Here is a 21,870-nt window from a genome sequence, read left to right as displayed (position 1 = left end):
GAGTTCATCTTATCTGATTTGCGCCATGTTTGATCCTGACGTTTCATAGTGCGCCAATTCTTCCCGCATATGCAGGAAATCGGGGCTGAGAGCCGTCAATAATTCCTGCAGAGAGGCAGGCACAGCCTGATAAAATTGGATCGCGCTATTACCGGTGTAGGCTGCCCGGCTATTTTCAAACCATGTATCTTTTTTCGGCATAAAAAATTCTTCAATACACTGATGATACACTTTGTACAGCGTGTTTTCCGCTCTTTTATCCTGAAATGGCTCATGGTGAAGAAGCAGGCGGCATGCTTCAGCGCCTCCTTCACAAAATACTGACATCCTTCTCAGCGTACTGAGCACATCTCGGCAATATTCCTCCTCAAGAGGCAAATCGGCCTGCATAGATGATAAAGTGGTTTGATTTAAATAATTGTTGACGGTTGTGACAACCTTTGATAAGAATTCGCCGGTTTCCTTAGTCTGGGTTTTCACCATCGAATTTCCCATTCCGTTCGTTACCTTCCCCTCATATCTTTGTGCATCTTGTTCTGCTTCTTTCATCACTGGCCTTTTCTTTACTATCGTATGATGAAAAAGCAAAAATAATCTTCTATTTTATATCCTCGAATGTTTGGTTAAAGTTTTCAAAAAACAAATCAGCTTCTTCTTGGAACACGTCTTCTTCCGCATTTTCAGGCAGCGGAGGAAGCTCGTCCAGCGTTTTCAAGCCGAATTGTTCCAAAAAAGTTGCCGTTGTGCCGTACAAAATCGCGCGCCCGGGTCCATCGGCCCGTCCGACTTCACATAAAAGCGCCTTTGAGACTAGGCTGTGCAGAATCCGTTCTGATTTCACACCTCTGATATCTTCAATCTCCGCTCTCGTAATCGGCTGTTTATACGATACAATCGCCAATACCTCCAGAGAAGCTTGAGAAAGGCCTTTTGACGGTACCTCGATAAGCTTTTTTAAATACGCCGCAAACTCTTTCTTAGTAGAAAGCATATACGTATCCGCAAATTCAATTAATTCGATTCCTCTATCGTCCTTACGATATTCGCCGGCCACGTCCGCCATAATATCTTGCAGCTCTGCTTCCTCTATATCAAGCACAGTCAACAGCTGCTTTTTAGTCAGTCCTTCATCACCCGCCGCATACAGCAGGGCTTCTACTATTGCTTTCCATTTCACGATGTCAAGCTCCATGAATGGATTCACTCCCCGTAATGTAAATATCTGAAAAATTTTGCTCCTGTTCAATTTGGATCAGCTGATTTTTCATCAGCTCGAGAACTGCTAAAAAAGTAACGACTAAGTGTTCTTTTTGTTCATACGGAAAAAGCGCCATAAAATTGATTCTCGTTCCGGTTGTTTTCAAGCTTTTCATTATTTCGTTCATTCTGTCTTCTATCGGTATTTCTTGTCTTGTAATGGTCGTTTCCGTCGGCCTTGCTATTTTTTTTCGGTTTAACACTTTTTGAAAAGCGCCGAGCATATCATAAACGGTAACTGACAGCTTTTGTTCTGTTTGTTTCACTTCTTTTGCATACTCGCTCAAGTCACTCGGCGGTTTTGTAAAGGATTTTTGTCTCTCTTCTTCCCGTTCCTTTAAATCTTTCGCCGCATCTTTGTATTTTCTATACTCAATTAGCTTTTCAATCAGTTCCTCACGCGGATCTTCTTCTTCAAGTAATTCATCTTCAAACAGCTCTTCCTCTTGTTTCGGAAGCAGCATCCTGCTTTTGATGCTGAGCAGCGTTGCGGCCATGACTAAATATTCGCTGGCAATATCAAGCTCAAGCTCACGCATCGTATGTACATATAATAAATATTGTTCAGTGATTTTTGCCACAGGTATATCGTATATGTCAATTTCAAGACGATTTATTAAATGAAGCAGCAGGTCCAAAGGCCCTTCAAACGAATCAATTTTCACTTGATATTCTAACATCATCTCACCATTTTCAGTATCACTTTCATTGCCGGAAAAACTGGCTACCCTTTAGTATAAGCCACCCAAAAGCTCTCGTCCAATACTATTTATTACGTGATTTCCAAACAATTTGTACAGAAAATACTGAAAGATAAGATAATCGCCTATACACAAGAAGGCGAACACACATAAGATACCCATGTATAAAGAAGAAAGGGAGGCTGAATGTCCATGGGAGAAAAAGGATTCAGCGGCAGCTTTGCATTAATTGTCGTCTTGTTCATTTTGCTGATTATCGTAGGAGCTGCCTGGATTTGCTAGAACACAGGACTACGAGCGTTCGAGTGAGGACGCTCCTTTTTCCTTTTATTTTTCCTATGGTACACTGAGGAGAGAGAAAGGGGGAAGCGTCTTGTATCCAAAAGCATATATTGATTTCCTCATTGAATTTCACGCTACACGCGATTATTTTGAGTGCCATGAAATATTAGAAGAATACTGGAAAGAAGATCCTCCGGAAGAACGGAAGCAATATTGGGTAGGGTTTATTCAGCTTGCCGTTGCCTTGTATCATCAGCGGAGGTCTAATATGCGTGGGGCAAAGCGCCTTCTTGCAAACAGCATCCGCATTCTCCAGGCAGAAAAGCCGGCGGTGGAAGCTCTCGGGCTTGACTATACACGCTTAATGGAGCTCATGCAGTCATTGTATGAACGGATCAACACGGGAGCTTCATACGAGAGCATCATGCTGCCGATGAAGGACAAGCACTTGGCAGAAGCTTGCCGCAAGCAGTGTCAGCGCAAGTCTTACACATGGGGCCAGCCCAGCGTACTTACCGATACCTATCTTGTAAATAAACACCGCTTGCGTGATCGGACAGATGTCATTCTTAAACGAGAACAAGAAATCGAACGCAGAAAAAAAAGCAGAGGCTAACACTGCAGCCTCTGCTTAATTATTATATGTGATGTCTTGATCTTTTTGATGTTGACAGCGTTCAAAAAAGCTCTGCGTTAATTCATTCGGAACCAGTACTTGTGTTTTAAACAAATGCTTTAATGCATCCATCATTTGTTTTCCGATTCCTTGATGGCGATGAGAAGGATTTACACTGATATGCCGGATTTCGACTTCAGAATCTTTTTTTTCGACTCCGATTGCTCCGACAATGTCCTCATCCTCTTTCCAAAGAAAGAGCTGGCGGTCAGTATCCGTTTCGTAGGCCTTAATTGTCTGCTGAAGCTGCTTAAGATCTTTTTCATTCGGCATGAATGAAAGAAGCCCCATCGCAATCTTTTCAAACGATTTCTTATAACGAATTAACATAAAAACCCCTCTATATCCAAAATATCCAGTCTTGTCTGTCAAACGGATGAATAAAGGTGATCCGCTTTCTCACATTATATCATTTTCGCCATGTTTTTAAACTCTTTTCAACAAATTATTCAAATGAGCGGTTTAAATTTGCCATTTCTATGGCAGATACGGCGCAATCAGAACCTTTATTCCCTGCTTTTGTGCCAGCGCGTTCAATCGCCTGCTCAATGGTCTCCGTAGTGACAATTCCAAAAATGACCGGCACTCCTGTTGTATTTCCTGCTTGCGCGATACCTTTGGCGGCTTCGTTGCAAACATAATCATAATGAGTCGTAGCGCCCCGGATAACGGTTCCGAGTGTGATAATCGCATCGTATTTTTTTGTTTCCGCCATTTTTTTTGCTGCAAACGGAATTTCAAATGCACCCGGCACCCAAGCCACATCGATATCATTTGTATCTACTCCGTGTCTCAGTAAAGTGTCCTCCGCACCGCTTAACAGCTTGCTTGTGATAAAATCATTAAATCTTCCTACGACGATTCCGATTTTAAGACCTGTGCCAACTAAATTTCCTTGTATAATATTCATATGATTCCCATCCTTTTTTGTGAGTTTGTTTTAGAAATGAAGTAAATGTCCTAGTTTATCCATTTTTGTTTCCAAATATTTTTTATTATGCTCTTTTGCCTCCATTTGCAACGGCACTCTTTCAGCAATTTGCAAGCCATAGCCTTCAAGCCCGGCAATTTTCCGGGGGTTATTTGTCAGCAGTTTCATTTCACGGACACCCAGATCGCGTAATATTTGCGCACCGATACCATAGTTGCGCAAGTCAGGCAAGAAGCCGAGCGCTTCGTTGGCTTCGACTGTATCATAGCCTTCTTCCTGAAGCTTGTACGCTTTTAATTTATTGATTAAGCCGATTCCCCGTCCTTCTTGGCGCAGGTATAGCAGAACGCCGCGCCCCGCTTCAGAAATCTGTGCAAGCGCTGCATGAAGCTGCGGACCGCAATCACATCGGTGTGAGGCAAACACATCTCCTGTGAGACATTCAGAATGCACCCTGACCAGCACAGGCTCTTCATCAAACGGCTCTTCTCCCATGACGAGCGCCACGTGCTCTTTGCCGTCTATTTCGTTTGTATACCCGTATACTTTAAATGTGCCGAAATCTGTCGGCAGACTGATTTGCACTTCCCGCTCTACGAGTGTTGTTAAGTTGTAGCGGTACTCGATCAATGCCTTGATTGTAATCATTTTCAGCTGATGCTGCTTGGCAATTTCAATCAGTTCGGGCACTCTCGCCATTGTTCCGTCTTCATTCATAATTTCGCAAATAACGCCTGCTCCTTGTGAACCGCAGGCTTTTGCTAAATCAACCGCTGCTTCTGTGTGACCCGCTCTTTTGAGCACGCCGCCCTTTTTCGCAATTAAGGGAAAAATGTGACCAGGGCGCTGAAAGTCAGTCGGAACCGCTTGGCTGTCAAGGAGCGCTTTAACAGTAAGCGATCTTTCCTGCGCGCTGATTCCCGTTTTTGTAAGACGGTGGTCAATACTTACCGTAAAAGCTGTATGGTGTGAATCTGTATTATGGTCAACCATCGGGTGAAGATCAAGCTTATTGGCGATGTTTTCTTCCAAAGGCGTGCAGATCAGCCCTCTCCCGTGGGTTGCCATGAAATTAATGACTTCCGGTGTGGCATGCTCGGCCAGCGCCACAAAATCACCTTCGTTTTCTCTGTCTTCATCATCTACTACAATAATGACTTCGCCCTTTTTTAAAGCGTCTAATGCTTCTTCTATCGGATGAAACATGTTAATCTTCCTCTCTAAAAACCATTCTCGCTTAAGAACGCTTTTGTAATGGATTGGTCATTCTTTTTTTGATCAGCTTTGTGTAAAAAGCGGTACATATATTTTCCGATCATATCGCATTCGATATTCACCGTACTGCCGATCGCCTTTGTTGAAAAAATCGTCTCGCTGATGGTATGCGGGATAATCGACACTGTCACTTGGTCTTCCGTCAACCCGAAAATTGTTAAACTGACGCCGTCAACAGTGATGGAGCCTTTTAATACAAGAGTCTTCGTTAAAGAAGGGTCCATCTTCAGATCATAATATACAGCGTTGCTTTTTTCTTCGATACGCGTGATTTCCGCCGTTCCGTCCACATGTCCGGAAACAAAATGTCCGCCGAAACGCCCGTTTGCCGCCATTGCTCTTTCCAGATTGACTTTGCTTCCTTTAGATAAACCGTTTAAAGAGGTAGATTTTATCGTTTCCGGCATCACATCAACCGTAAATTGAGTTTTCGTAAACGCAGTGACGGTGAGACAAATGCCGTTAACCGCAATGCTGTCGCCGAGTTTTACATCATCTAATATGTGTGAACACTTAATCGTCAGAGCCATAGAAAGGCCTGCCTTTTTCATGGACTCAATTGTGCCTGTTTCTTCAATTATTCCTGTGAACATTGTCACCATCCTACTCATGTACAGGTTTTGGTTTTGCTTCCAGTTTTATATCTTGACCAATATGGGTAATTGCAGTGAATTGTAATAAGGGGACATCTTTCATCGATTGAAAGCCTTCACCGGAGATCAAGCTGGGAGCATGCGTTCCTCCGATTAGTTTAGGGGCAATATAGAAGATGATTTCTTGGTAGCAGCCTTCCTTGACAAAGCTTCCGTGAACAGCGGCCCCGCCTTCAACATAAACCGACATAATGCCTTCTTCTGCGAGAATCTTCAGCACATCGGGAATATGGATATGTCCGGTTTCCAGTGTGAATATTTTCACTCCGAAATCAGAAAGGCGTTTTCTCTTTTCCGCGTCCGCTTGCGACGTTGTAAAAATCCATGTCGGTGCCGCTTGATCTTGGATTACATTTGCTTCTTCAGGAATGGTAAGGCTCGTATCAAGAATGACTCTGACGGGCTGTTTTACTGTGTTCGGAAGCCTGCAGGTTAAGCTTGGATTATCTGCTTTCACTGTACCGACTCCGACAAGAATGCTTTGATGTGTTTTCCGGTATTGCTGGGCATCCTGTCTGGCCGCCTCTGAGGTAATCCATTTGCTGTCGCCTGTACTTGTGGCTGTCTTTCCGTCAAGGCTTGCAGCTGCTTTTAACGTAACGTACGGAAGCCCGGTACGCATGTAGTGAAGAAATTTTTCGTTCAGCTTTTCTGCCTGATCTGCCAGAATGCCTTCTTTCACTTCAATGCCCGCAGCCTTTATCATGCTGATTCCCTTTCCCGCCACTAGGGGATTTGGATCTCTCATCGCAACAAAGACTCTTTTAATGCCTGATGTTATAATCAGCTCGGCGCAAGGAGGCGTTTTTCCGTAATGGCTGCATGGTTCCAGAGTGACATAGATGTCAGCATCTTTTACGTGTTTTCCCGCCATTTTTATGGCATGGACTTCCGCATGCGCTTCACCGTACTTTAAATGAGCGCCCATCCCGACAATTTCGCCGTTTTTTACAACGACAGCGCCAACAAGCGGATTAGAACCGGTTTGGCCTTCGCCTTGCTTTGCAAGCTCTAACGCCGTATTCATGTAATACTCTTCCATTCATTTTCCCTCCTTTCTCTATTGTGAATTTGGCCGTCAAAAAGCCCCGAATTTTAAAATAAATTCGGGGCTGTCCATTTTTTAACCATACGAAATAACACTATGCGTTTTTCATTCTTTTGCATAGCTGTCTTTCATCCTTCTCCCATCCAGACTTTCACTGTCGGCTTCAGCTTATAACTGAATCCACCGTATGCATAAGCACACGGGTCACGGGCTCTAAAGCGCATTGGCTTTACTACCGCCGGTCGGGATTTCCACCCAGCCCCGAAGGATACAATCGATATTTTTTTGTCCTTAGTGGCTATTATAACGATCCTTCCGAGAGTACGCAATGAAATAAACTTACAATTTGAGAAAACAAAGAAACACCTTTTGTTAAAAAAGGTGTTTTCTTCGTTAATCATTCACTTTTGCAACCTTGATTAAACCGTCAATCCGTTTTGATTTACTGAAATATGCTTTGACCTTGTCCCCTTTTTTAATATCCGATAAGTCTTGGTCCAGTTTTTTTCCGTTGAATATAATTTTTGTTCCATTATCCGCTTCACCATAATATTCCGTTCCGTCAATTTTTATAATTTTATATTCATGGATCGTATATTCTTCTTCTTCAGAGGAAAGGGTTTGTCCGATCGCCGTCGGCACATCCTTCAATTCAATGTCATTTATGTACATATAACCGCCTGCAAGTAAGATCAGCAGCACTAATAGAATGGTAATCTTCGTTTTTATTCTCCCCATCTTCACAACCTCCAGCACATATGAATCTATTCATTCTTATGAGTTATTCCTCTTTTTCATGAATAAAAAACCGCTATTTCTCGTAAATTATTAATATAACGATACATAACGGGGATATGTTTCACATTTCTGCAAAATTTTCTTTTCAATAGATATACGAATTTATGTTCTGTTTTACGGGTGTAGGTTTCAGAAAAGGAAATAAAAAATCAGCTTTCTTATTTTGAAAGCTGATTGTCATTCTACTTCGTTTGACGGATTTCGTTGAAAGGAAAGAAGACAAATTGTGATGTTCCGGCAATTTGTTTTTTCGTAAAGAGACCGAGTCCGTTTCGGCTGTCCATGGAGTCTAAGCGATTATCCCCCATTACGAAATACTTATCATCAGGCACTTTGACCGGACCGAAATCAGCGGTTAAATTCGCCGCCCCTTCTTGTTTTGCTTTCTTTTTATTGGCGGCAAGATAAGGCTCGGCTGCTTTTTTCCCATTGATATAAAGCTGGTCGTCTTTCATCTCTACTGTGTCCCCCGGCAGCCCGATCAGCCGCTTGACGTAGTGGACATGATCTCCATTAAGAACGATGATATCACCGCGCTTAAATTCGCCGATGTATTTGACCGTCATATTGACAAAAACCCTTTCACGGTTATGCAGTGTCGGGTCCATTGATTTCCCGTCAACTACATACGGAGCAAATAAAAAATTTCGAATAAGAAGCGCTAATACAACAGCAATAATGATGGCTTTTGCCCATTCTAATACTGAATTTTTTCTAGATTTTTTTTCTGTTTTCAACTGCTTTCCTCCAATAAACTCGCGGTGTCATCCCGTCTTATTTTAACATGAGCCGCAAAAGAATTCATGCCCAGGCTTCCCCATTAGAAAGACATGGAATGTGGGCAGCATGCTTATCCGCCGAAAAACAAATCAAGAATATTTCCGGCTTTTGAAGATGCTTTATTGTACAGTTCTGAATATCCGCAGTTTTTGCAGTAAACAACCAGAAAGCGATTATTCTGTACATCGAATAATTTTGAGAACCCGGTTCCCGTTGTTGCTATTTCTTTTTGTCCAGCCTCGGTGCTTCCGCATTTTAAACAGCCTTTTTTGTCCATCTTGTAAAACTCCTTTTCTTTATTCTATAACAATTTTTCTTTATACATAAGGGAATTTTTACTATTTCCTAGAAAATTCATAACACTGCCGAATCGCTATAGATAACAAAGCGCAGTGCATTGTTTCTGCAAAGTCTTTTGCGAACACAAGTATTCACCTTACTGTTCATCTAGGGGTTACTTGAGCTTTGAATTTACCTCTACTTAAATGTTATATCAATTTACGCCGATAACGCAAAAAAATGATGTCGAGATATCCTTCTAAAGCGTATACGACTTCTCTGCGTTAACAATTCCCGATAGGCTTTTCCTCTATCCATCTCACGCGGATAAGAATCGGTCTAAAATGAAACATCATTCTAATAGAATTCTTCACCCCACATATTTATCAATTATTTTTTTGCATTCATCCAAAAGTATGTTATGATGAATGCAACCATTTTAGTTTGTCTTCTAGCCCCCTTGCTCAGAAATTGTGAGCAAGGGTTTTTTTATGCCTTTATTTGTGCAAATAAAAAAGCAGGCTCTATTGAGCCTGCTTTTTATATGAACACGGATTATGCTTTTTGGACGTTTGAAGCTTGTGGTCCACGTTGGCCTTGTTCAACATCAAATGAAACAGATTCGCCTTCTTCTAAAGACTTGAATCCTTCTCCTTGAATAGCTGAGAAATGAACGAATACATCGTCTCCAGCTTCGCGTTCGATAAATCCAAATCCTTTTTCTGCGTTAAACCATTTTACTTTACCTTGTTCCATTTTTGTTGCCTCCCAGTGTGCAAAGCACACATTATAATACTATCCCTGCTCTTTATACCCAGAAGTTAAGTTATTATACTCTGTCTGTCATTAGATACCGAACAAAAATAATTCACCTTTATAATACCATTAAAGAAAATAAAAAGCAAGCGCATATCTTTAACTTTTCATGTTATGGATTATCTAATGCCCAAAAGGGGTTTACATCCTTTTCATAATTTATACTAAAACTCTTCGAACCCTAGCATTTCCCTTACTCTCACAAGGAATCAATACTGTAGTTGCACAAATAACTTGGATAAGGAAATCCAATAGAGATTCAGCAAGCAATTATATACTGTACTAAGTTAATTATACAGGTTACTGGTAGCGGATGTTGGGGATGAAATATCCAAAAGATCCTTAATAACTGTAATTTCAAATGTGAATCATGTCGAAAGAAACTCAACCAAATAAAGTAATAATTATGCTAGAATGGAAAAGTTCGTGGAAACTGGGATTGTGCAACTAAAATCGGTGGCGACAACCCTCCTAAAGGAACAAAGATAGTCGCAAAATCAAATGCAAAGCCTTTAAAGCAGATTACTGTTTATAAATGGGATGTAGGAAAGTTACCCTTAGCTGTGCTAGATGTAAGCCCTACCGCTTTTCAAGCCTTAGGTTATGGCACTAACACAGGACTCGTGGCCGGGCAATATTCTTATTAAATTATATATCAGGCATAGTTGCCTGCTTCTTTTAAAAGTGGATGTAAACGTGAAAACCAAAAAAATGTGGGTCACTTTATTTATTGTGGGTTTAGTTAGTATATTAATCTTTTTTTCAAATGTATATAACAGTAATACAAGTCATGTAACATCAAAAATTTCAGAGCCTGACCTTTTGATTTCTTTTACGAATGAACACCTCATTACTTCCTATTACTTCAATGATAATATCCTCCATCAAGAAAAAAATGACAGAATATCCTGCAATGACTTTAAATAAAGACAGAAGCACATTATATTACACCAAAAGAGATGAACAAAAAAAACTAAATATTGTACGTTTCGAATTAAAATCGGGCAGAGCAGAAATTGTAACCAAAAGTATTGATTACGCTGACGAACTGCAGCTCTCATCTGACGAAACAACGTTATATATGAGAGTAAATCAACCAAACCATCGCAACTTCCATTTAGCTTCACTTAATTTGAGTACTAAAAAAACCGCCATTATATTTCCTGATAAATCAAACCAAGATCAAAATGTAGCTTTTTTCCAGTACAATTCTCATAAGAATAATCACATTGTCTTACATTATTCTTTAGCAGAAGATATGAAAAATGTTGAAAAAGCAAATGTAACAGGAAACCCGTTAAAACCCCCTAAAACAATTTTTTCAATTATTGATTCAAAACAAACAAAACAGATTGGAAGCCTAACTAAATCTATACAAGATGTTGCAATTGCACCAAAGGATGACAAGGTTTTATTTACATCAGGCTCAGAATCAGATGATGAGGTAAGAACTGTATATGAGTTAGATTTGGGGTCAAATAAATACAAACCTTTATTTAAAGAGAATGGGCGATTCAAATTACTCAGTCAATCATTTCCGCAGTATTCATCTGATGGAAAAGAGGTTTATTTTTTAGGGATTGATTCAAAAGCCAAGTCATACACTGATGAATCGACTGGAAGAGAAATTAAAGAACGAACAATCTACTCTTACACTAGACATAGTAAAGAATTTGCAAAACGCTGGAAAAAACCAAATGGGGTTATTAATAACTTTTCTGTTTTAAATTAATAACAGAACCATTAACAACAAAATAGCAATATAAAGTTACCTTTTCTAATTTTAAATTCTTGGTCTAATTCATATTCATTTGAATAACAAAATCTAATTAAAGATCAAATTAAAAGAATCCAAAATGTATGCAAAACGTTGTTCAGAAGAGTAAGGGCGCATTTGCTTATTTGCCTTTTTATTTTCACGACGATTCAATATAAAACCATTCAATAATGTGATAATCACTGCAATATTACAATATGAACTAAGTGATTTTACAGATGAAATTCAGTATACAATGGGAGTTAATCCCCCTGAATGGGAGTAGAGAATCAGCTTTTGTGCATATTTTAGGTTTCTGTTTTAAATGATTTTTGTATTTTATGTCCGCCACATTTGAGAAGCTGAAGTCATTATCCCCAATTAACCAGGCTGCATTGCTATTCACTAAAACACCGTTTTTTGTTGTGTAGAATCCAAAAGAGAAAAGTTTCATTCCACCATCAAGTCATTGCTATCCCCATTACTGTTTTATTTATTACTTTTCAAAAAAGTATTGTGGAGGGGTTAAAAGCAGGAGCAAACAAAGAGACCAACATGACAATAAAGTTGCAAACTTTTGAAGTAAAAGAAACTCCTCGATTACCAAGTTTCACATAATGTACAAAACCAAAAGCCCGTCCTAATGCTAGTATAAAATTAGAAACGAATATTACTTTAAAATGTAACGGAGTGGATAAACATGTCATGGGCGATTGTGCTGTTAATTCTCATGAGTCTTGTTAAAATATTATTGACGTCTCTCCCAACAGGTGTTGTGGAATGGCTTCTCAGCAAATTTGCAGTGCATTCAAAACTTAGTGACGCGAATGCCACCTTATCTATCAATGGCCAACGCTTGGAAGGTGAAGAGAAAAGTCAAATTCTTGATTTTTTTAACGAGGCTATATTTATGGAAAAGTATTATATATATCCAGGTGACGAACAGCGTTATTTACATCCAGAAAACAACGGGACTCCATTGGTCATTGATACCAAAAAAGGTAAAAACGATGTTAGGTTATTTGTGTACAGTTACAACGATCACGTTGATGTAGTCAAACAGTACAAGAAGAAAGTAATCGCGTATTGTCTGCATTCTGATAACCTTCAAAAACGTTCTATGTCAGCAACCGGTTTTAGTTTAAAAGGATCATAAAAGATTTATTAGGCTTCAAAAAAGCTTGCCGGCAAATCCATTAATGGACTTTGGCGGCAAGCTTTCATTCTTTCGATTACCAGTTAAAGCTTTTCTTTGGTTTTCTTGCAAAAATGCCGTTTCCCATTTCTGAAGAAAAGTAACTGATCAGGTCAATCATTCCCAACCATTAATTCAACTCCATCCTCGATTGCTTCCAGCATTTGTTCCAGAAGTTTCTCATGGTACGGTAATCATCTTGAATACTGGCACATCTTTTCTATCTTGCCATAGTACCACCTTTTTCTGGCTGACAAATGTCCTTAGCTTACTCGATGATAGAACGTGCTGGTGAATCCGGCTTTAGCGTAAAATCATAAGAAGCTTCGTTACTATACATCGGATCGGCATAAATAGAATCCAGATCGTTTTTCGTTGCTTTTTGATACGTTGAAAACGAGTCATATTCATGCTTTTTCCAAATCCATATGCCGTCTTTATCAGCTTCCTTATGGTAGACGTTGTAATTCACCACATTACCTTCGTTTGTCGTAAAATCGTTTGCGATAAATACCCGCGAATCACTTGCAGTCACAATGTTTTTTTCGATTTTGTTATCTTTTGTATCATGCTGTAAGAGCAGCTGTCCGCCATAAAGCTCTTTTGTGTCATTGCGGTAAATAACGTTGTGCGCGATCACAGAATTTACGGTGCCGCCCCTCTGTTTGTCGTATCCTCCGATTGAAATACCAGTGTAAGCATTATCGTACACCTTGTTTTCGGTTATTTGAATATCCTCAGCATATTTTCCTTTGTGTTCAGAGGTTGCTTCAATTCCGATATCGTTGTTGTAAACCGTGTTTTTCTTGATCTCAATATGTTGTCCTCCATCGACGTATATTCCGCCTGCGGAGTAATCATCTCCGTAAGCAGGATTTCCATAAGTCGAGTTATGATAAACTGTATTGTTTTCTACGACGCCGTTTCGCACATAATCGTTTTGATCCGCTGTTCCTTCATATCCAATCAGATCGATACCAATATTGTTATTGTCACGCACCACATTCCCCGCAATCGTGAAGCCGTCAATGTTTCCGTTTAGCACAACCGCTTCACTCGCTCCGAGCGTCAGCTTTTCAACCGTATTATCCGTGATCTTAATGTCTTTCATGCTGCCCGTTCCATAGACCGCAATTCCGTGAGCATTACCTTCATCCGCTGTCGTCTTTATGTTCCGAACATGGTTCTTCTGAATGGTGATATGGCTGCTGGAGCCAGTAACAAAAATCCCCATAGCGGTTGCTTCCTCCGATGAAACAGAGAGATTCTCAAACCTCAAACCGCTGATTGTGATGTAATTCTTATTGTTAATCTGAATTAATGGTATTTCATATTCTTCATCCGCGGCGGATTCTCCGCTGATAACGACCTGTTCATTTTGATAGTTTCGGAACGTGATGGGCTTTCCATTGGTACCGCTATGCTTCACTTCGAGTGTTTCTTTATACATACCTTTCCGAATCAATACGGTTGTTCCGGCCACAGCCTTTTCAGCCGCGTGCTTCAGTGTGCGAAACGGCTTTGTTTTCGTTCCTTCATTTTGATCATTTCCATCAGGAGAAACGTATAAGCTGTTTACTGGTTCTTGTTCATTGGCCCCCGACTTATCATAAGCTAAGGCGGTGATCACAGAAGTTAAAACAATTACAGAAAAAATAAAAAATATCACTCTCATATTGGATTCTCATTTCTATTTAAGATGAATTGCTTTATCCATTATACATTATCCATTTATGGAAAAACATAGTTTGAAAGACTATATTCATAATCTCAACTTCTTGCTCAAAGCACTGATCGCATGATTATAGAAGATGATCCATATAGTAACTATACTTTGATAAAAAAGTCTCAAGCTTCTATCAGCCTACCCATTTAAAAGTTCAAATGATTAAAATGTTTTTTTTGTTTTGATTTAATAAAACTTACGAATGTATAGAGAATCAAAAATGGTATTATACCGGCAAAAACATAGAGCAACGCTAATCCATACCATCTGTTTATGCTGCAGCCGCAAAGAGCGCCATTGATTTTAGAGTTGTGACGAATACTGTAATTCCATTTTTGGCGATGAAAATTGCATAACCCCCTATGAGCATGAGGATAGCTGCCAATTTCAATTTCGTCCCTTCCTTATAAATAAAACGTCTTTATATGTATGATAAAGGAAATCTTAATATTCTTCTGCTTTAAAATACGGAAAAGGACTGTCGATTTGACAGCCCGCTTTCGATTAATTGACACCATTTTCAGTGAATCTAAAGGTTTCTTTTAAATCTCTGCCTTCTTGCCCTTTCTGAGTCCATATAATATCCACTTCTAATTCTGTTGCTTCCTCCGCTAGCATAAAGTTGAGATATTGAACAGAATTTCCGTTATTCAAGCTCCTGGCAAGAGATTGTGCATCCTCAATTTGTTTTTTACACTTGCCATCAGGACAGCCAAAAAGTGAGAGCCTTGTAGTTGAATCTGGTTCATTTCTATACATTTGGATTTCAACGGTTGCTGCATCATTACCAACGTTTTTGATTTCCATAGAATAAGTATTATATTTCCCTTTTTCAGACCATGATACATTCTTATCTGCTTTGCTTTACTAACCTCAACTGACCATTGTTTTGTGACTTGTTTGATTGGTAAGACATTAAAAGTTAAAGCTTTCGTATCTAATGCGGGTATCATGATGCTCACGACAAGTATCACACACGAAATAAACCGCATTTTTTTCATCTCAATTACCTCCCTTCTATGTTTATCAAAAGTATTTTGTCCCTAAATGAAATTTACTTTGCATTTATTTATTTTTTTACATTAGAGCCCATAAATCAAAAAAGGACTCCCAAAGGAATCCTCGTTAAAATCACATGCTGAAAATTCAGTACACGATACAGTTAGTCCTTATAAAAAAGCTTATCCTATATAGGATAAGCTCATGATTTATTAACCTTGTACACGTACTTCCTTCATTACATCGCCATTAGACATGCCTTTAGCAAGTTCTAAACCGCTTGTCACTTTGCCAAAAACAGTGTGTACTCCGTTTAGATGCGGCTGCGGCTCATGGACGATGAAGAATTGGCTTCCGCCTGTGTCTTTTCCTGCGTGAGCCATAGATAGTGCGCCCGCTTCATGTGTGTGCGGATTTCCTTCTGTTTCACATTTGATGGTGTATCCTGGGCCGCCTGCTCCTGTTCCTGTTGGGTCACCGCCCTGGCTTACGAAACCTGGAATGACTCGGTGAAAAGTCACACCGTCATAAAATCCTTCGTTTGCAAGCTTCTCAAAGTTTGCAACAGTTCCCGGCGCTTCTTCCGGATATAGTTCAAATTCGATTTTATTGCCGTCTTCTAATAAAAAGTAACCTGTTTTCAATTGTATGCCCACTTTCTTTATTTTAAGATTTTTAAAGGAGATCTTTATGTATTTATTTGCTGCAAGTTCTCTCCTTTTCGCGGCTATTATACCATACCTCTCGGTTGAAAACGAATCTATCGCCCATAATTGCAATAAAATGAAACTTGAATGTTATTTGAGCCGTCTATACTTTCGTAGCTGCATTTATTATAATGGATGCAGCTTCTCACAAAAGGAGATATTACGCCGTTTGTGAAATGAAGGAGGTCAAACTGCTTTGAAGAAAATTTGGATTGGAATGCTTGCAGCGTTTGTTTTGCTGCTGACGATTCCGAAAGTCAGTCTCGCCGATGCGGCGGTAGGAGATGTAATTGTCACGCTTGGAGCGGATTTATCGAATGAAAATCGGCAAAAAGTCCTTGATGAAATGAATGCTCCTGATAACGCGACAAAAGTAACCGTGACTAATAAAGAAGAGCACGAATACTTAGGAAAATATATACCAAGGGCGCAAATCGGCACAAGAGCGATTTCTTCATCTTCCATTACCATCGCGAAAAAAGGTTCCGGGTTAAACGTTGAGACGCACAATATCGATACAATTACGGATGAAATGTACTTAAATGCGCTTATGACAGCCGGTGTTAAGGATGCCAAAGTTTATGTAACGGCTCCTTTTGAAGTGTCTGGCACAGCCGCTTTAACCGGCCTGATTAAAGCTTATGAAGTCTCTTCTGATGAAGCAATTTCTGAGGATGTTAAACAAGTGGCAAATGAAGAGCTTGTAACGACGTCAAAACTTGGCAATGACATTGGTGATAAGAATGCTTCTGCCCTTATCGCAAAAATAAAAGAAGATTTCGCTAAAAACGGCGTACCCGATAATAAAGCTGACATCGAAAAGAAAGTGGATGACGCGGCATCTGAATTGAACGTCACGCTGACAGATGCCCAGAAAAATCAATTGGTTTCCCTGTTTAATAAGATGAAAAATGTCAATATTGACTGGGGCCAAGTCGGCGATCAGCTTGATAAAGCAAAAGATAAAATCACAAAGTTCCTTGATTCAGATGAAGGAAAAGGTTTTATTCAGAAAGTTATTGATTTCTTTGTATCCATCTGGAATGCGATTGTCTCCATCTTCACCGGCGGCAGCGAGTCAAACTCCAACGGATAAAGAAAAAAGCGCCGAAATTCCGGCGCTTTTTTTATTGCTTTACTTTCGTTTTAAAGGGCAAATCTAATTTGACAATGTCTTCATATGTTTCTCTTTTAATGACAAGATGGGCTTCCCCGTCTTCTACAAACACAACAGCGGGCCTTGGAATACGATTGTAATTGTTCGCCATACTGTAGCCGTATGCGCCTGTACAAAATACCGCGAGAAGGTCGCCCGCTTTTACTTCAGGAAGATCAATATCCCAGATCAGCATATCTCCGCTCTCACAGCACTTTCCGGCGATGGAAACCGTTGTATTATGCTCTTCTTCAATCCGATTGGCTGAAATCGCTTCATACTTCGCCTGATAAAGCGCGGGGCGGATATTGTCGCTCATGCCTCCGTCGACCGCTGCGTACCGGCGGGTTCCGGGTACTTCTTTTTGTGCCCCTACTGTATAAAGTGTTGTCCCCGCGTCTCCGACAAGTGAACGTCCCGGTTCAATCCAGATTTCAGGAATGGAAAAAGAATACCGCTCAGCGTTTGCTTTTACAGCTTCGATAATTTTCTCCACGTATACTGTTGCCGGCAGCGGCTCATCCTCTTCTGTATAACGGATTCCGAATCCGCCGCCTAAGTTCAGCACTTTCGAGATAAAGGAATATGATTCTCTCCATTCATCCAGTTTCGTGAAGATTTTTTCCGCGGCCAATACAAAACCGGCTGTGTCAAAAATTTGCGAACCGATATGGCAATGCACACCAAGCAAACGGATGTGGTTTGAAGGCAGAATCTGTTCAATCGCCCGTTCTGTCTGGCCATTATTCAGATCAAAACCGAATTTTGAATCTTCTTGGCCTGTCGTGATGTAATCATGTGTATGCGCTTCTACACCCGGGGTAATCCGGAGCAGAACATCAACAGTGTAACCAGACTCTTTGCACAGTTCTTCAATTAATGAGATTTCATAAAAGTTGTCAACGACAATACAGCCGATATGATGCTCAAGTGCCATTTGCAGCTCTTCCCTGCTCTTATTGTTCCCGTGAAAATGTATGCGTTCCGCCGGAAATCCAGCCGAAATCGCGGTATACAGCTCTCCGCCGGAAACCACATCTAATGACAGCCCTTCTTCCTGCGCCAGCTGAATCATCGCGACTGAAGAAAATGCCTTGCTCGCATAAGCGACCTGCGCTTTTAACCCGGCAGCAGTAAACGCCTGTTGAAAGCTTTTAGCGCGCTCACGTATTAAAGCCACATCATATACATAAAGAGGAGTGCCGTAATTTTCCGCTAAATAAAGCGCGTCCACGCCTCCGATTTCCAAATGACCGTGCTGATTTTGTCTGCATGTCCCATGTAAAAACAATGTCATTCCCTCTTTCTGGTCCGCCTATGGGTGAAAAGGACCGTTTTGAAAGGCCCTTCCCTAGTAGTTCTCATATAAGTTAAGACATACAATATCATAATCTTCAGTCGGTTTCAATGTGATTATGAATTGTCAGGCTGCCTTTCACGATTTTTAGGGTGGACAATGCTCGGCCGGACTTTTTCACCAGGGACAGCCGTGCGGACAAGCACCTGACATAATGCCTTTCCGTTAAAAGGAATGAACGGCCATAAATAAGGGGTTTGAAGGGATTTGATGTTTGCCATTGAAATAATGAGCAATGTCAATCCGATTACAAATCCTTTCACATGAAATAAAGCAACAAATACCAACAGCAATAGGCGGGCCATTTTGTTCGCCACGCTCAATTCATAGCTCGGTGTTGTAAAAGTGCCGATAGCGGCAAGCGAGACATACAAAATAACTTCCGATGAAAAGAGGCCGACGTCAATCGCAATCTGACCGATCAGGACTGCCGCAATCAGCCCCATGGCTGTAGACAAAGCGGTCGGAGTATGAATGGCTGCCATTCTGAGGAATTCAACACCTAAGTCCGCTAAGAAAATTTGAAGGACAATCGGGATATGAGTATTTTTGTTTAATCCGATAAAATCAAGTCTATCAGGCAGAAGCCATGGATCGAGGACAAACAAGAACCAAAGCGGCAACAATACGGTCGATGATAAAATGCCAAAAAATCTGACCCATCTGAGAAACGTGCCGACAGAGGGAGCTTGTCTGTATTCCTCAGCATGCTGTACATGGTGGAAAATGGTCGTCGGGGTAATAATAACGCTTGGTGACGTATCCACAATTACAATGACATGACCTTCAAGTATATGATTGGCAGCTACATCTGGCCTTTCCGTATAACGGACAAGCGGAAACGGATTATAGCGCTGTTTCACCATAAATTCCTCTACTGTTTTATCAGCCATCGTTAAACCGTCAATCTCAATAGATTCAACTTCTTTTTCGACGATGCTGACCAAATCGGGGTCTGCAATATCCTCAATATAGCAAATGCTGATATCGGTTTTTGAACGTTCACCGACTTTTGTCATTTTAATACGAAGACGCTCATCCCTGATCCGTCTTCTGATCAAAGCCGTGTTGACGACGATATTTTCGACGAATCCGTCTCTGGCGCCCCGAACAACCTTCTCTGTATCAGGCTCTTCCGGCATCCGCCCGGGATAACTCCTTACATCAATGATAAATGCAAAGCCCGCATCTTCAACAATAACGGCAATCAATCCGGATAAGACTTGATCTGTTGCTTCGTCCAATGTTTCAACTTTTTCTACCTGTGCATTCAGCAATCTGTTTTCCACAATGTTTATTAACTCATCTGAATCCTCTTTGCGATTATTAATGGCTAAAAGTTCTCTCATCAAATGAATAATATAAGCTGTATCACATAGTCCATTCAGATAATAAAGCTGAACTTCCCGGTCTAATATATTAAGTTTGCGGACACCGACATCATAGCTTGTTCCCATGCCGACCCTGTTTTTATAATACGCTTCATTTTTTGAAGGATCTCGGTATACTCTAATTTTCTCTTTCGATTTGTCCGCCATGATACCCGCTCCTTTCTAAAATATACTCGACAGCTTTCATGGTAATCGGCGATCCTTTGCTGATATCGTCTTTTCTGCCCATTTTTCCTATATCTCCGATACCGACAATAAGCGGGACATCGAGTTTATCAAGACAATAGACGGTGTCTCCGCTCATTCTGTGCTCATCAAATTCCCTCATCCCGATTTTATCCACTCCAAATTCGGTTAATTCTCCATCCCGGTCAATACTTACATCGACCTTTGTCCACTCAGCCTGATGGGTCTTAGACGCAACCGCTATGACACCGAGCACTTCTATTGAGGGATAGGAGGCAACATATTTCAGAGCGGTTTCCCCCGGTCCTTCTCCTTGCAGACCGGAGTCATCAAACATGACAAATACCGGGTCATTCGGGGCCGAATGAATCATTTTCACTAATTCCGCCCCGCTCCTGACCGAAGGATTGCCCTTTGATTGCGAAATGCAGCGCCCTCCCACTTGCGCGGCTGCATATTCGATGGTTTTAGCAGCATAGATATCCCCGTCAGTAACAAGTATGACCTTCCGTTTTGTCGTCATGTCGGCATTATCCTTTCGGTTTGAAAATAACGGCTACAAGAAAAGCGAATAAAATGGCGGCTGAGATTCCCGCAGATGTCAGTTCGAAAATCCCCATTCCGATGCCGATAAAGCCGTGTACATGCGCCTGATGCATAGCGCCATGCAGAAGGCTGTGGCCAAAGCTGACGATAGGAACAGTAGCGCCCCCTCCTGCAAATTCAATAAATTTATCATAAATTCCAAATCCGTCCAATATGGCGCCGGCTACAACAAAGGATGTCATCACGTGAGCCGGCGTTAATTTGAAAACATCTAATAAGATCTGGCCGATAATGCAGATTGCGCCTCCGCACACAAAAGCAAGAAGATAGTCCATTACGATGCACCTCCTGCACGCTCAAATACAACACCATGGGCAATCGTCGGGATAGATTCTTTTTGCTGTATCATCGTCGGACTTAACAGCGCACCGGTCGCTACGACCAAAACGCGGTTGAGTTCTCCCGCTTTTAGCTGATTAAAAATATAGGTGTACGTGACTACAGCGGAGCAGGCACAGCCGCTTCCACCCGCAAATACCTGCTGGTCCGGCGTATAAATGAGAAGCCCGCAATCATCATGTTTTGTCCCGAGAGAAAACCCTTCTTCTTTTAACAAATCTTTGACAATAGGCGAACCGACGCCTGAGAGGTCGCCTGTCAGAATAAGATCATAATCATCAGCAGTCCGGTTCATATCCTTCAAGTGCTGTTTGATCGTGTCGGCCGCGGCAGGTGCCATAGCCGATCCCATATCAAACGGATCGGTAATGCCAAGGTCGCTTACTTTTCCGACGGTGGCACTTGTGATTTGGATTTCACTCGGCGTCTGGCTGATAACCACAGCCCCGCTTCCTGTAACTGTCGAAGTTGCCGTATCCGGTTTTTGGCCGCCGTACTCCGTAGGATACCGGAATTGCCTTTCTGCGGTTGCATTATGGCTGCTTGTCGCCGCAATCGCTCTGTTCGCAAACCCTCCATCAATCAGGGCAGATGCAACAGCGACGGTTTCCATGGATGTTGAGCACGCTCCAAACATACAAAGGAACGGGATTTTCAGATGTCTCGCCACGTAATTCGCCGTAACATTCTGATTGAGGAGATCTCCAGCGAGAAACAGGTCGATATCGTCTTTTTGCAAATTGTTTTTTTGCAAAGCAGAGCTGACCGCATCCTCCATTAACTGCCGTTCTGCCATTTCCCAGTTTTTTTGATTACAATGCATTTCATCATAGGTTTTATCAAATAAAGATCCAAGCGGGCCGTCTTTTTCCTTAGGCCCCACTGCCGTTCCTTCTGAATTCACAAATATGGGATGTTCAAACACCCAGGTTTGCTTTCCAGTTAATTTCATTTCC

24 protein-coding genes, 2 pseudogenes and 1 riboswitch are annotated in these 21,870 nt (G+C 41.2%); of the genes and pseudogenes, 6 read left to right on the top strand and 20 right to left on the bottom strand.

The window, feature by feature from the left end; translation table 11 throughout:
- Positions 1-9: 9 nt before the first annotated feature.
- Genes AXI57_RS10920 through AXI57_RS10910 form a run of 3 tightly spaced genes read right to left on the bottom strand, consistent with a single transcriptional unit; the run spans position 10 to position 1,937 of the window.
- On the bottom strand, positions 10-549 hold the full coding sequence (locus AXI57_RS10920) for a YpuI family protein (RefSeq protein WP_010789092.1): 540 nt from the start codon (positions 547-549) through the stop codon (positions 10-12).
- 49 nt (positions 550-598) lie between these two features.
- Positions 599-1,192, bottom strand: coding sequence for an SMC-Scp complex subunit ScpB (gene scpB / locus AXI57_RS10915; RefSeq protein ID WP_061572939.1), 594 nt, complete (start codon positions 1,190-1,192; stop codon positions 599-601).
- Positions 1,182-1,937, bottom strand: coding sequence for a segregation/condensation protein A (locus tag AXI57_RS10910; RefSeq protein WP_061670066.1), 756 nt, complete (start codon positions 1,935-1,937; stop codon positions 1,182-1,184). The genes scpB and AXI57_RS10910 overlap by 11 nt, the downstream gene beginning before the upstream one ends.
- Positions 1,938-2,144: 207 nt before the next feature.
- On the opposite strand from AXI57_RS10910, the gene AXI57_RS10905 reads away from it, so the two are divergent.
- Both AXI57_RS10905 and AXI57_RS10900 read left to right on the top strand, forming a co-directional pair.
- A complete protein-coding gene (locus AXI57_RS10905; RefSeq protein WP_072053263.1) occupies positions 2,145-2,240 on the top strand; it encodes a YjcZ family sporulation protein in 96 nt (31 codons plus the stop codon).
- 91 nt (positions 2,241-2,331) lie between these two features.
- Entirely contained in the window at positions 2,332-2,856 is a 525-nt protein-coding gene (locus AXI57_RS10900) for a DUF309 domain-containing protein (protein ID WP_061670065.1), read from the top strand.
- A gap of 15 nt (positions 2,857-2,871) precedes the next feature.
- On the opposite strand, the gene ribT is transcribed toward AXI57_RS10900, so the two are convergent.
- From ribT to AXI57_RS10855, 9 genes are all read right to left on the bottom strand, one after another.
- Positions 2,872-3,246, bottom strand: coding sequence for a GNAT family N-acetyltransferase RibT (gene ribT, locus AXI57_RS10895; RefSeq protein ID WP_004429673.1), 375 nt, complete (start codon positions 3,244-3,246; stop codon positions 2,872-2,874).
- Between the two features lie 115 nt (positions 3,247-3,361).
- Complete coding sequence (gene ribH / locus AXI57_RS10890; protein ID WP_004429671.1) at positions 3,362-3,826, bottom strand: 6,7-dimethyl-8-ribityllumazine synthase; 465 nt, start codon at positions 3,824-3,826, stop codon at positions 3,362-3,364.
- A 30-nt stretch (positions 3,827-3,856) separates the two neighbouring features.
- Positions 3,857-5,053 (bottom strand): bifunctional 3,4-dihydroxy-2-butanone-4-phosphate synthase/GTP cyclohydrolase II, encoded by a 1,197-nt coding sequence (locus tag AXI57_RS10885; protein ID WP_061670064.1) that lies wholly within the window; start codon positions 5,051-5,053, stop codon positions 3,857-3,859.
- Positions 5,054-5,067: 14 nt separating this feature from the next.
- Complete coding sequence (ribE, locus tag AXI57_RS10880) at positions 5,068-5,715, bottom strand: riboflavin synthase (RefSeq protein WP_061670063.1); 648 nt, start codon at positions 5,713-5,715, stop codon at positions 5,068-5,070.
- Between the two features lie 10 nt (positions 5,716-5,725).
- Positions 5,726-6,817 carry a bifunctional diaminohydroxyphosphoribosylaminopyrimidine deaminase/5-amino-6-(5-phosphoribosylamino)uracil reductase RibD gene (ribD, locus tag AXI57_RS10875; RefSeq protein WP_061670062.1) on the bottom strand — a complete coding sequence of 364 codons (1,092 nt, stop codon included), beginning with the start codon at positions 6,815-6,817 and terminating at the stop codon, positions 5,726-5,728.
- 133 nt (positions 6,818-6,950) lie between these two features.
- Positions 6,951-7,096, bottom strand: a riboswitch (FMN riboswitch).
- A gap of 120 nt (positions 7,097-7,216) precedes the next feature.
- Complete coding sequence (locus AXI57_RS10870) at positions 7,217-7,561, bottom strand: hypothetical protein (protein ID WP_004429661.1); 345 nt, start codon at positions 7,559-7,561, stop codon at positions 7,217-7,219.
- A 242-nt stretch (positions 7,562-7,803) separates the two neighbouring features.
- The gene (sipS, locus tag AXI57_RS10865) at positions 7,804-8,358 is read right to left on the bottom strand and encodes a signal peptidase I sipS (protein WP_061670061.1); all 555 of its coding nucleotides are present in this window, start codon (positions 8,356-8,358) and stop codon (positions 7,804-7,806) included.
- A 113-nt stretch (positions 8,359-8,471) separates the two neighbouring features.
- Positions 8,472-8,678, bottom strand: a complete 207-nt coding sequence (locus AXI57_RS10860) for a zinc ribbon domain-containing protein (RefSeq protein WP_004429659.1) — start codon at positions 8,676-8,678, stop codon at positions 8,472-8,474.
- A 557-nt stretch (positions 8,679-9,235) separates the two neighbouring features.
- Complete coding sequence (locus AXI57_RS10855) at positions 9,236-9,436, bottom strand: cold-shock protein (RefSeq protein ID WP_004429658.1); 201 nt, start codon at positions 9,434-9,436, stop codon at positions 9,236-9,238.
- Positions 9,437-9,909: 473 nt separating this feature from the next.
- On the opposite strand from AXI57_RS10855, the pseudogene AXI57_RS22040 reads away from it, so the two are divergent.
- The 3 genes and pseudogenes from AXI57_RS22040 to AXI57_RS10845 form a co-directional block, all read left to right on the top strand.
- Positions 9,910-10,143: pseudogene (locus AXI57_RS22040) on the top strand (hypothetical protein); the annotation flags it as partial.
- A gap of 266 nt (positions 10,144-10,409) precedes the next feature.
- Positions 10,410-11,228: a hypothetical protein gene (locus AXI57_RS10850; protein WP_238380180.1), complete on the top strand. Its 819-nt coding sequence runs from the start codon at positions 10,410-10,412 to the stop codon at positions 11,226-11,228.
- A 724-nt stretch (positions 11,229-11,952) separates the two neighbouring features.
- On the top strand, positions 11,953-12,408 hold the full coding sequence (locus AXI57_RS10845; protein ID WP_061670060.1) for a YfmQ family protein: 456 nt from the start codon (positions 11,953-11,955) through the stop codon (positions 12,406-12,408).
- Positions 12,409-12,715: 307 nt separating this feature from the next.
- Here AXI57_RS10845 and AXI57_RS10840 read toward each other — a convergent pair whose 3' ends face one another.
- From AXI57_RS10840 to AXI57_RS10830, 3 genes and pseudogenes are all read right to left on the bottom strand, one after another.
- Positions 12,716-14,122 (bottom strand): right-handed parallel beta-helix repeat-containing protein, encoded by a 1,407-nt coding sequence (locus tag AXI57_RS10840; protein WP_061670059.1) that lies wholly within the window; start codon positions 14,120-14,122, stop codon positions 12,716-12,718.
- A 555-nt stretch (positions 14,123-14,677) separates the two neighbouring features.
- Positions 14,678-15,174: pseudogene (locus AXI57_RS10835) on the bottom strand (hypothetical protein).
- 210 nt (positions 15,175-15,384) lie between these two features.
- Positions 15,385-15,816 carry a peptidylprolyl isomerase gene (locus AXI57_RS10830; protein WP_061670058.1) on the bottom strand — a complete coding sequence of 144 codons (432 nt, stop codon included), beginning with the start codon at positions 15,814-15,816 and terminating at the stop codon, positions 15,385-15,387.
- 259 nt (positions 15,817-16,075) lie between these two features.
- Between AXI57_RS10830 and AXI57_RS10825 the strand changes: the two genes are divergently transcribed.
- On the top strand, positions 16,076-16,975 hold the full coding sequence (locus AXI57_RS10825; RefSeq protein ID WP_003325584.1) for a DUF1002 domain-containing protein: 900 nt from the start codon (positions 16,076-16,078) through the stop codon (positions 16,973-16,975).
- A gap of 31 nt (positions 16,976-17,006) precedes the next feature.
- On the opposite strand, the gene lysA is transcribed toward AXI57_RS10825, so the two are convergent.
- The 5 genes from lysA to spoVAD all read right to left on the bottom strand — a co-directional run bounded on the left by lysA (position 17,007) and on the right by spoVAD (position 21,866).
- Positions 17,007-18,326, bottom strand: a complete 1,320-nt coding sequence (gene lysA / locus AXI57_RS10820; protein WP_010789105.1) for a diaminopimelate decarboxylase — start codon at positions 18,324-18,326, stop codon at positions 17,007-17,009.
- Between the two features lie 122 nt (positions 18,327-18,448).
- Positions 18,449-19,930, bottom strand: coding sequence for a spore germination protein (locus tag AXI57_RS10815; RefSeq protein WP_061670057.1), 1,482 nt, complete (start codon positions 19,928-19,930; stop codon positions 18,449-18,451).
- The gene (gene spoVAEA / locus AXI57_RS10810) at positions 19,902-20,492 is read right to left on the bottom strand and encodes a stage V sporulation protein SpoVABEA (RefSeq protein ID WP_061670056.1); all 591 of its coding nucleotides are present in this window, start codon (positions 20,490-20,492) and stop codon (positions 19,902-19,904) included. Before spoVAEA ends, AXI57_RS10815 begins: the two co-directional genes overlap by 29 nt.
- A gap of 7 nt (positions 20,493-20,499) precedes the next feature.
- Positions 20,500-20,850 carry a stage V sporulation protein AE gene (gene spoVAE / locus AXI57_RS10805; RefSeq protein WP_003325579.1) on the bottom strand — a complete coding sequence of 117 codons (351 nt, stop codon included), beginning with the start codon at positions 20,848-20,850 and terminating at the stop codon, positions 20,500-20,502.
- Positions 20,850-21,866, bottom strand: a complete 1,017-nt coding sequence (spoVAD, locus tag AXI57_RS10800) for a stage V sporulation protein AD (RefSeq protein ID WP_003325578.1) — start codon at positions 21,864-21,866, stop codon at positions 20,850-20,852. Before spoVAD ends, spoVAE begins: the two co-directional genes overlap by 1 nt.
- Positions 21,867-21,870 lie beyond the last annotated feature (4 nt).

Source organism: Bacillus atrophaeus (genome assembly GCF_001584335.1).
In the GTDB taxonomy this organism is placed as follows: Bacteria; Bacillota; Bacilli; order Bacillales; family Bacillaceae; genus Bacillus; species Bacillus atrophaeus.
Note: the sequence above shows the minus strand (reverse complement) of the source record. Positions and strands in the feature narration are given on the sequence as shown.

Excerpts from the sequence above, each read along its gene's own strand:
- AXI57_RS10815 (WP_061670057.1), bottom strand. The coding sequence starts at position 19,930 with ATGGCGGACAAATCGAAAGAGAAAATTAGAGTATACCGAGATCCTTCA.
- spoVAD (WP_003325578.1), bottom strand. The coding sequence starts at position 21,866 with ATGAAATTAACTGGAAAGCAAACCTGGGTGTTTGAACATCCCATATTT.
- AXI57_RS10845 (WP_061670060.1), top strand. The coding sequence starts at position 11,953 with ATGTCATGGGCGATTGTGCTGTTAATTCTCATGAGTCTTGTTAAAATA.
- ribH (WP_004429671.1), bottom strand. The coding sequence starts at position 3,826 with ATGAATATTATACAAGGAAATTTAGTTGGCACAGGTCTTAAAATCGGA.
- AXI57_RS10870 (WP_004429661.1), bottom strand. The coding sequence starts at position 7,561 with ATGGGGAGAATAAAAACGAAGATTACCATTCTATTAGTGCTGCTGATC.
- AXI57_RS10860 (WP_004429659.1), bottom strand. The coding sequence starts at position 8,678 with ATGGACAAAAAAGGCTGTTTAAAATGCGGAAGCACCGAGGCTGGACAA.
- spoVAEA (WP_061670056.1), bottom strand. The coding sequence starts at position 20,492 with ATGACGACAAAACGGAAGGTCATACTTGTTACTGACGGGGATATCTAT.
- AXI57_RS10885 (WP_061670064.1), bottom strand. The coding sequence starts at position 5,053 with ATGTTTCATCCGATAGAAGAAGCATTAGACGCTTTAAAAAAGGGCGAA.
- AXI57_RS10850 (WP_238380180.1), top strand. The coding sequence starts at position 10,410 with ATGACTTTAAATAAAGACAGAAGCACATTATATTACACCAAAAGAGAT.
- spoVAE (WP_003325579.1), bottom strand. The coding sequence starts at position 20,850 with ATGGACTATCTTCTTGCTTTTGTGTGCGGAGGCGCAATCTGCATTATC.
- AXI57_RS10910 (WP_061670066.1), bottom strand. The coding sequence starts at position 1,937 with ATGTTAGAATATCAAGTGAAAATTGATTCGTTTGAAGGGCCTTTGGAC.
- AXI57_RS10855 (WP_004429658.1), bottom strand. The coding sequence starts at position 9,436 with ATGGAACAAGGTAAAGTAAAATGGTTTAACGCAGAAAAAGGATTTGGA.
- ribE (WP_061670063.1), bottom strand. The coding sequence starts at position 5,715 with ATGTTCACAGGAATAATTGAAGAAACAGGCACAATTGAGTCCATGAAA.
- scpB (WP_061572939.1), bottom strand. The coding sequence starts at position 1,192 with ATGGAGCTTGACATCGTGAAATGGAAAGCAATAGTAGAAGCCCTGCTG.
- AXI57_RS10840 (WP_061670059.1), bottom strand. The coding sequence starts at position 14,122 with ATGAGAGTGATATTTTTTATTTTTTCTGTAATTGTTTTAACTTCTGTG.
- ribD (WP_061670062.1), bottom strand. The coding sequence starts at position 6,817 with ATGGAAGAGTATTACATGAATACGGCGTTAGAGCTTGCAAAGCAAGGC.
- AXI57_RS10920 (WP_010789092.1), bottom strand. The coding sequence starts at position 549 with ATGAAAGAAGCAGAACAAGATGCACAAAGATATGAGGGGAAGGTAACG.
- ribT (WP_004429673.1), bottom strand. The coding sequence starts at position 3,246 with ATGTTAATTCGTTATAAGAAATCGTTTGAAAAGATTGCGATGGGGCTT.
- AXI57_RS10905 (WP_072053263.1), top strand. The coding sequence starts at position 2,145 with ATGTCCATGGGAGAAAAAGGATTCAGCGGCAGCTTTGCATTAATTGTC.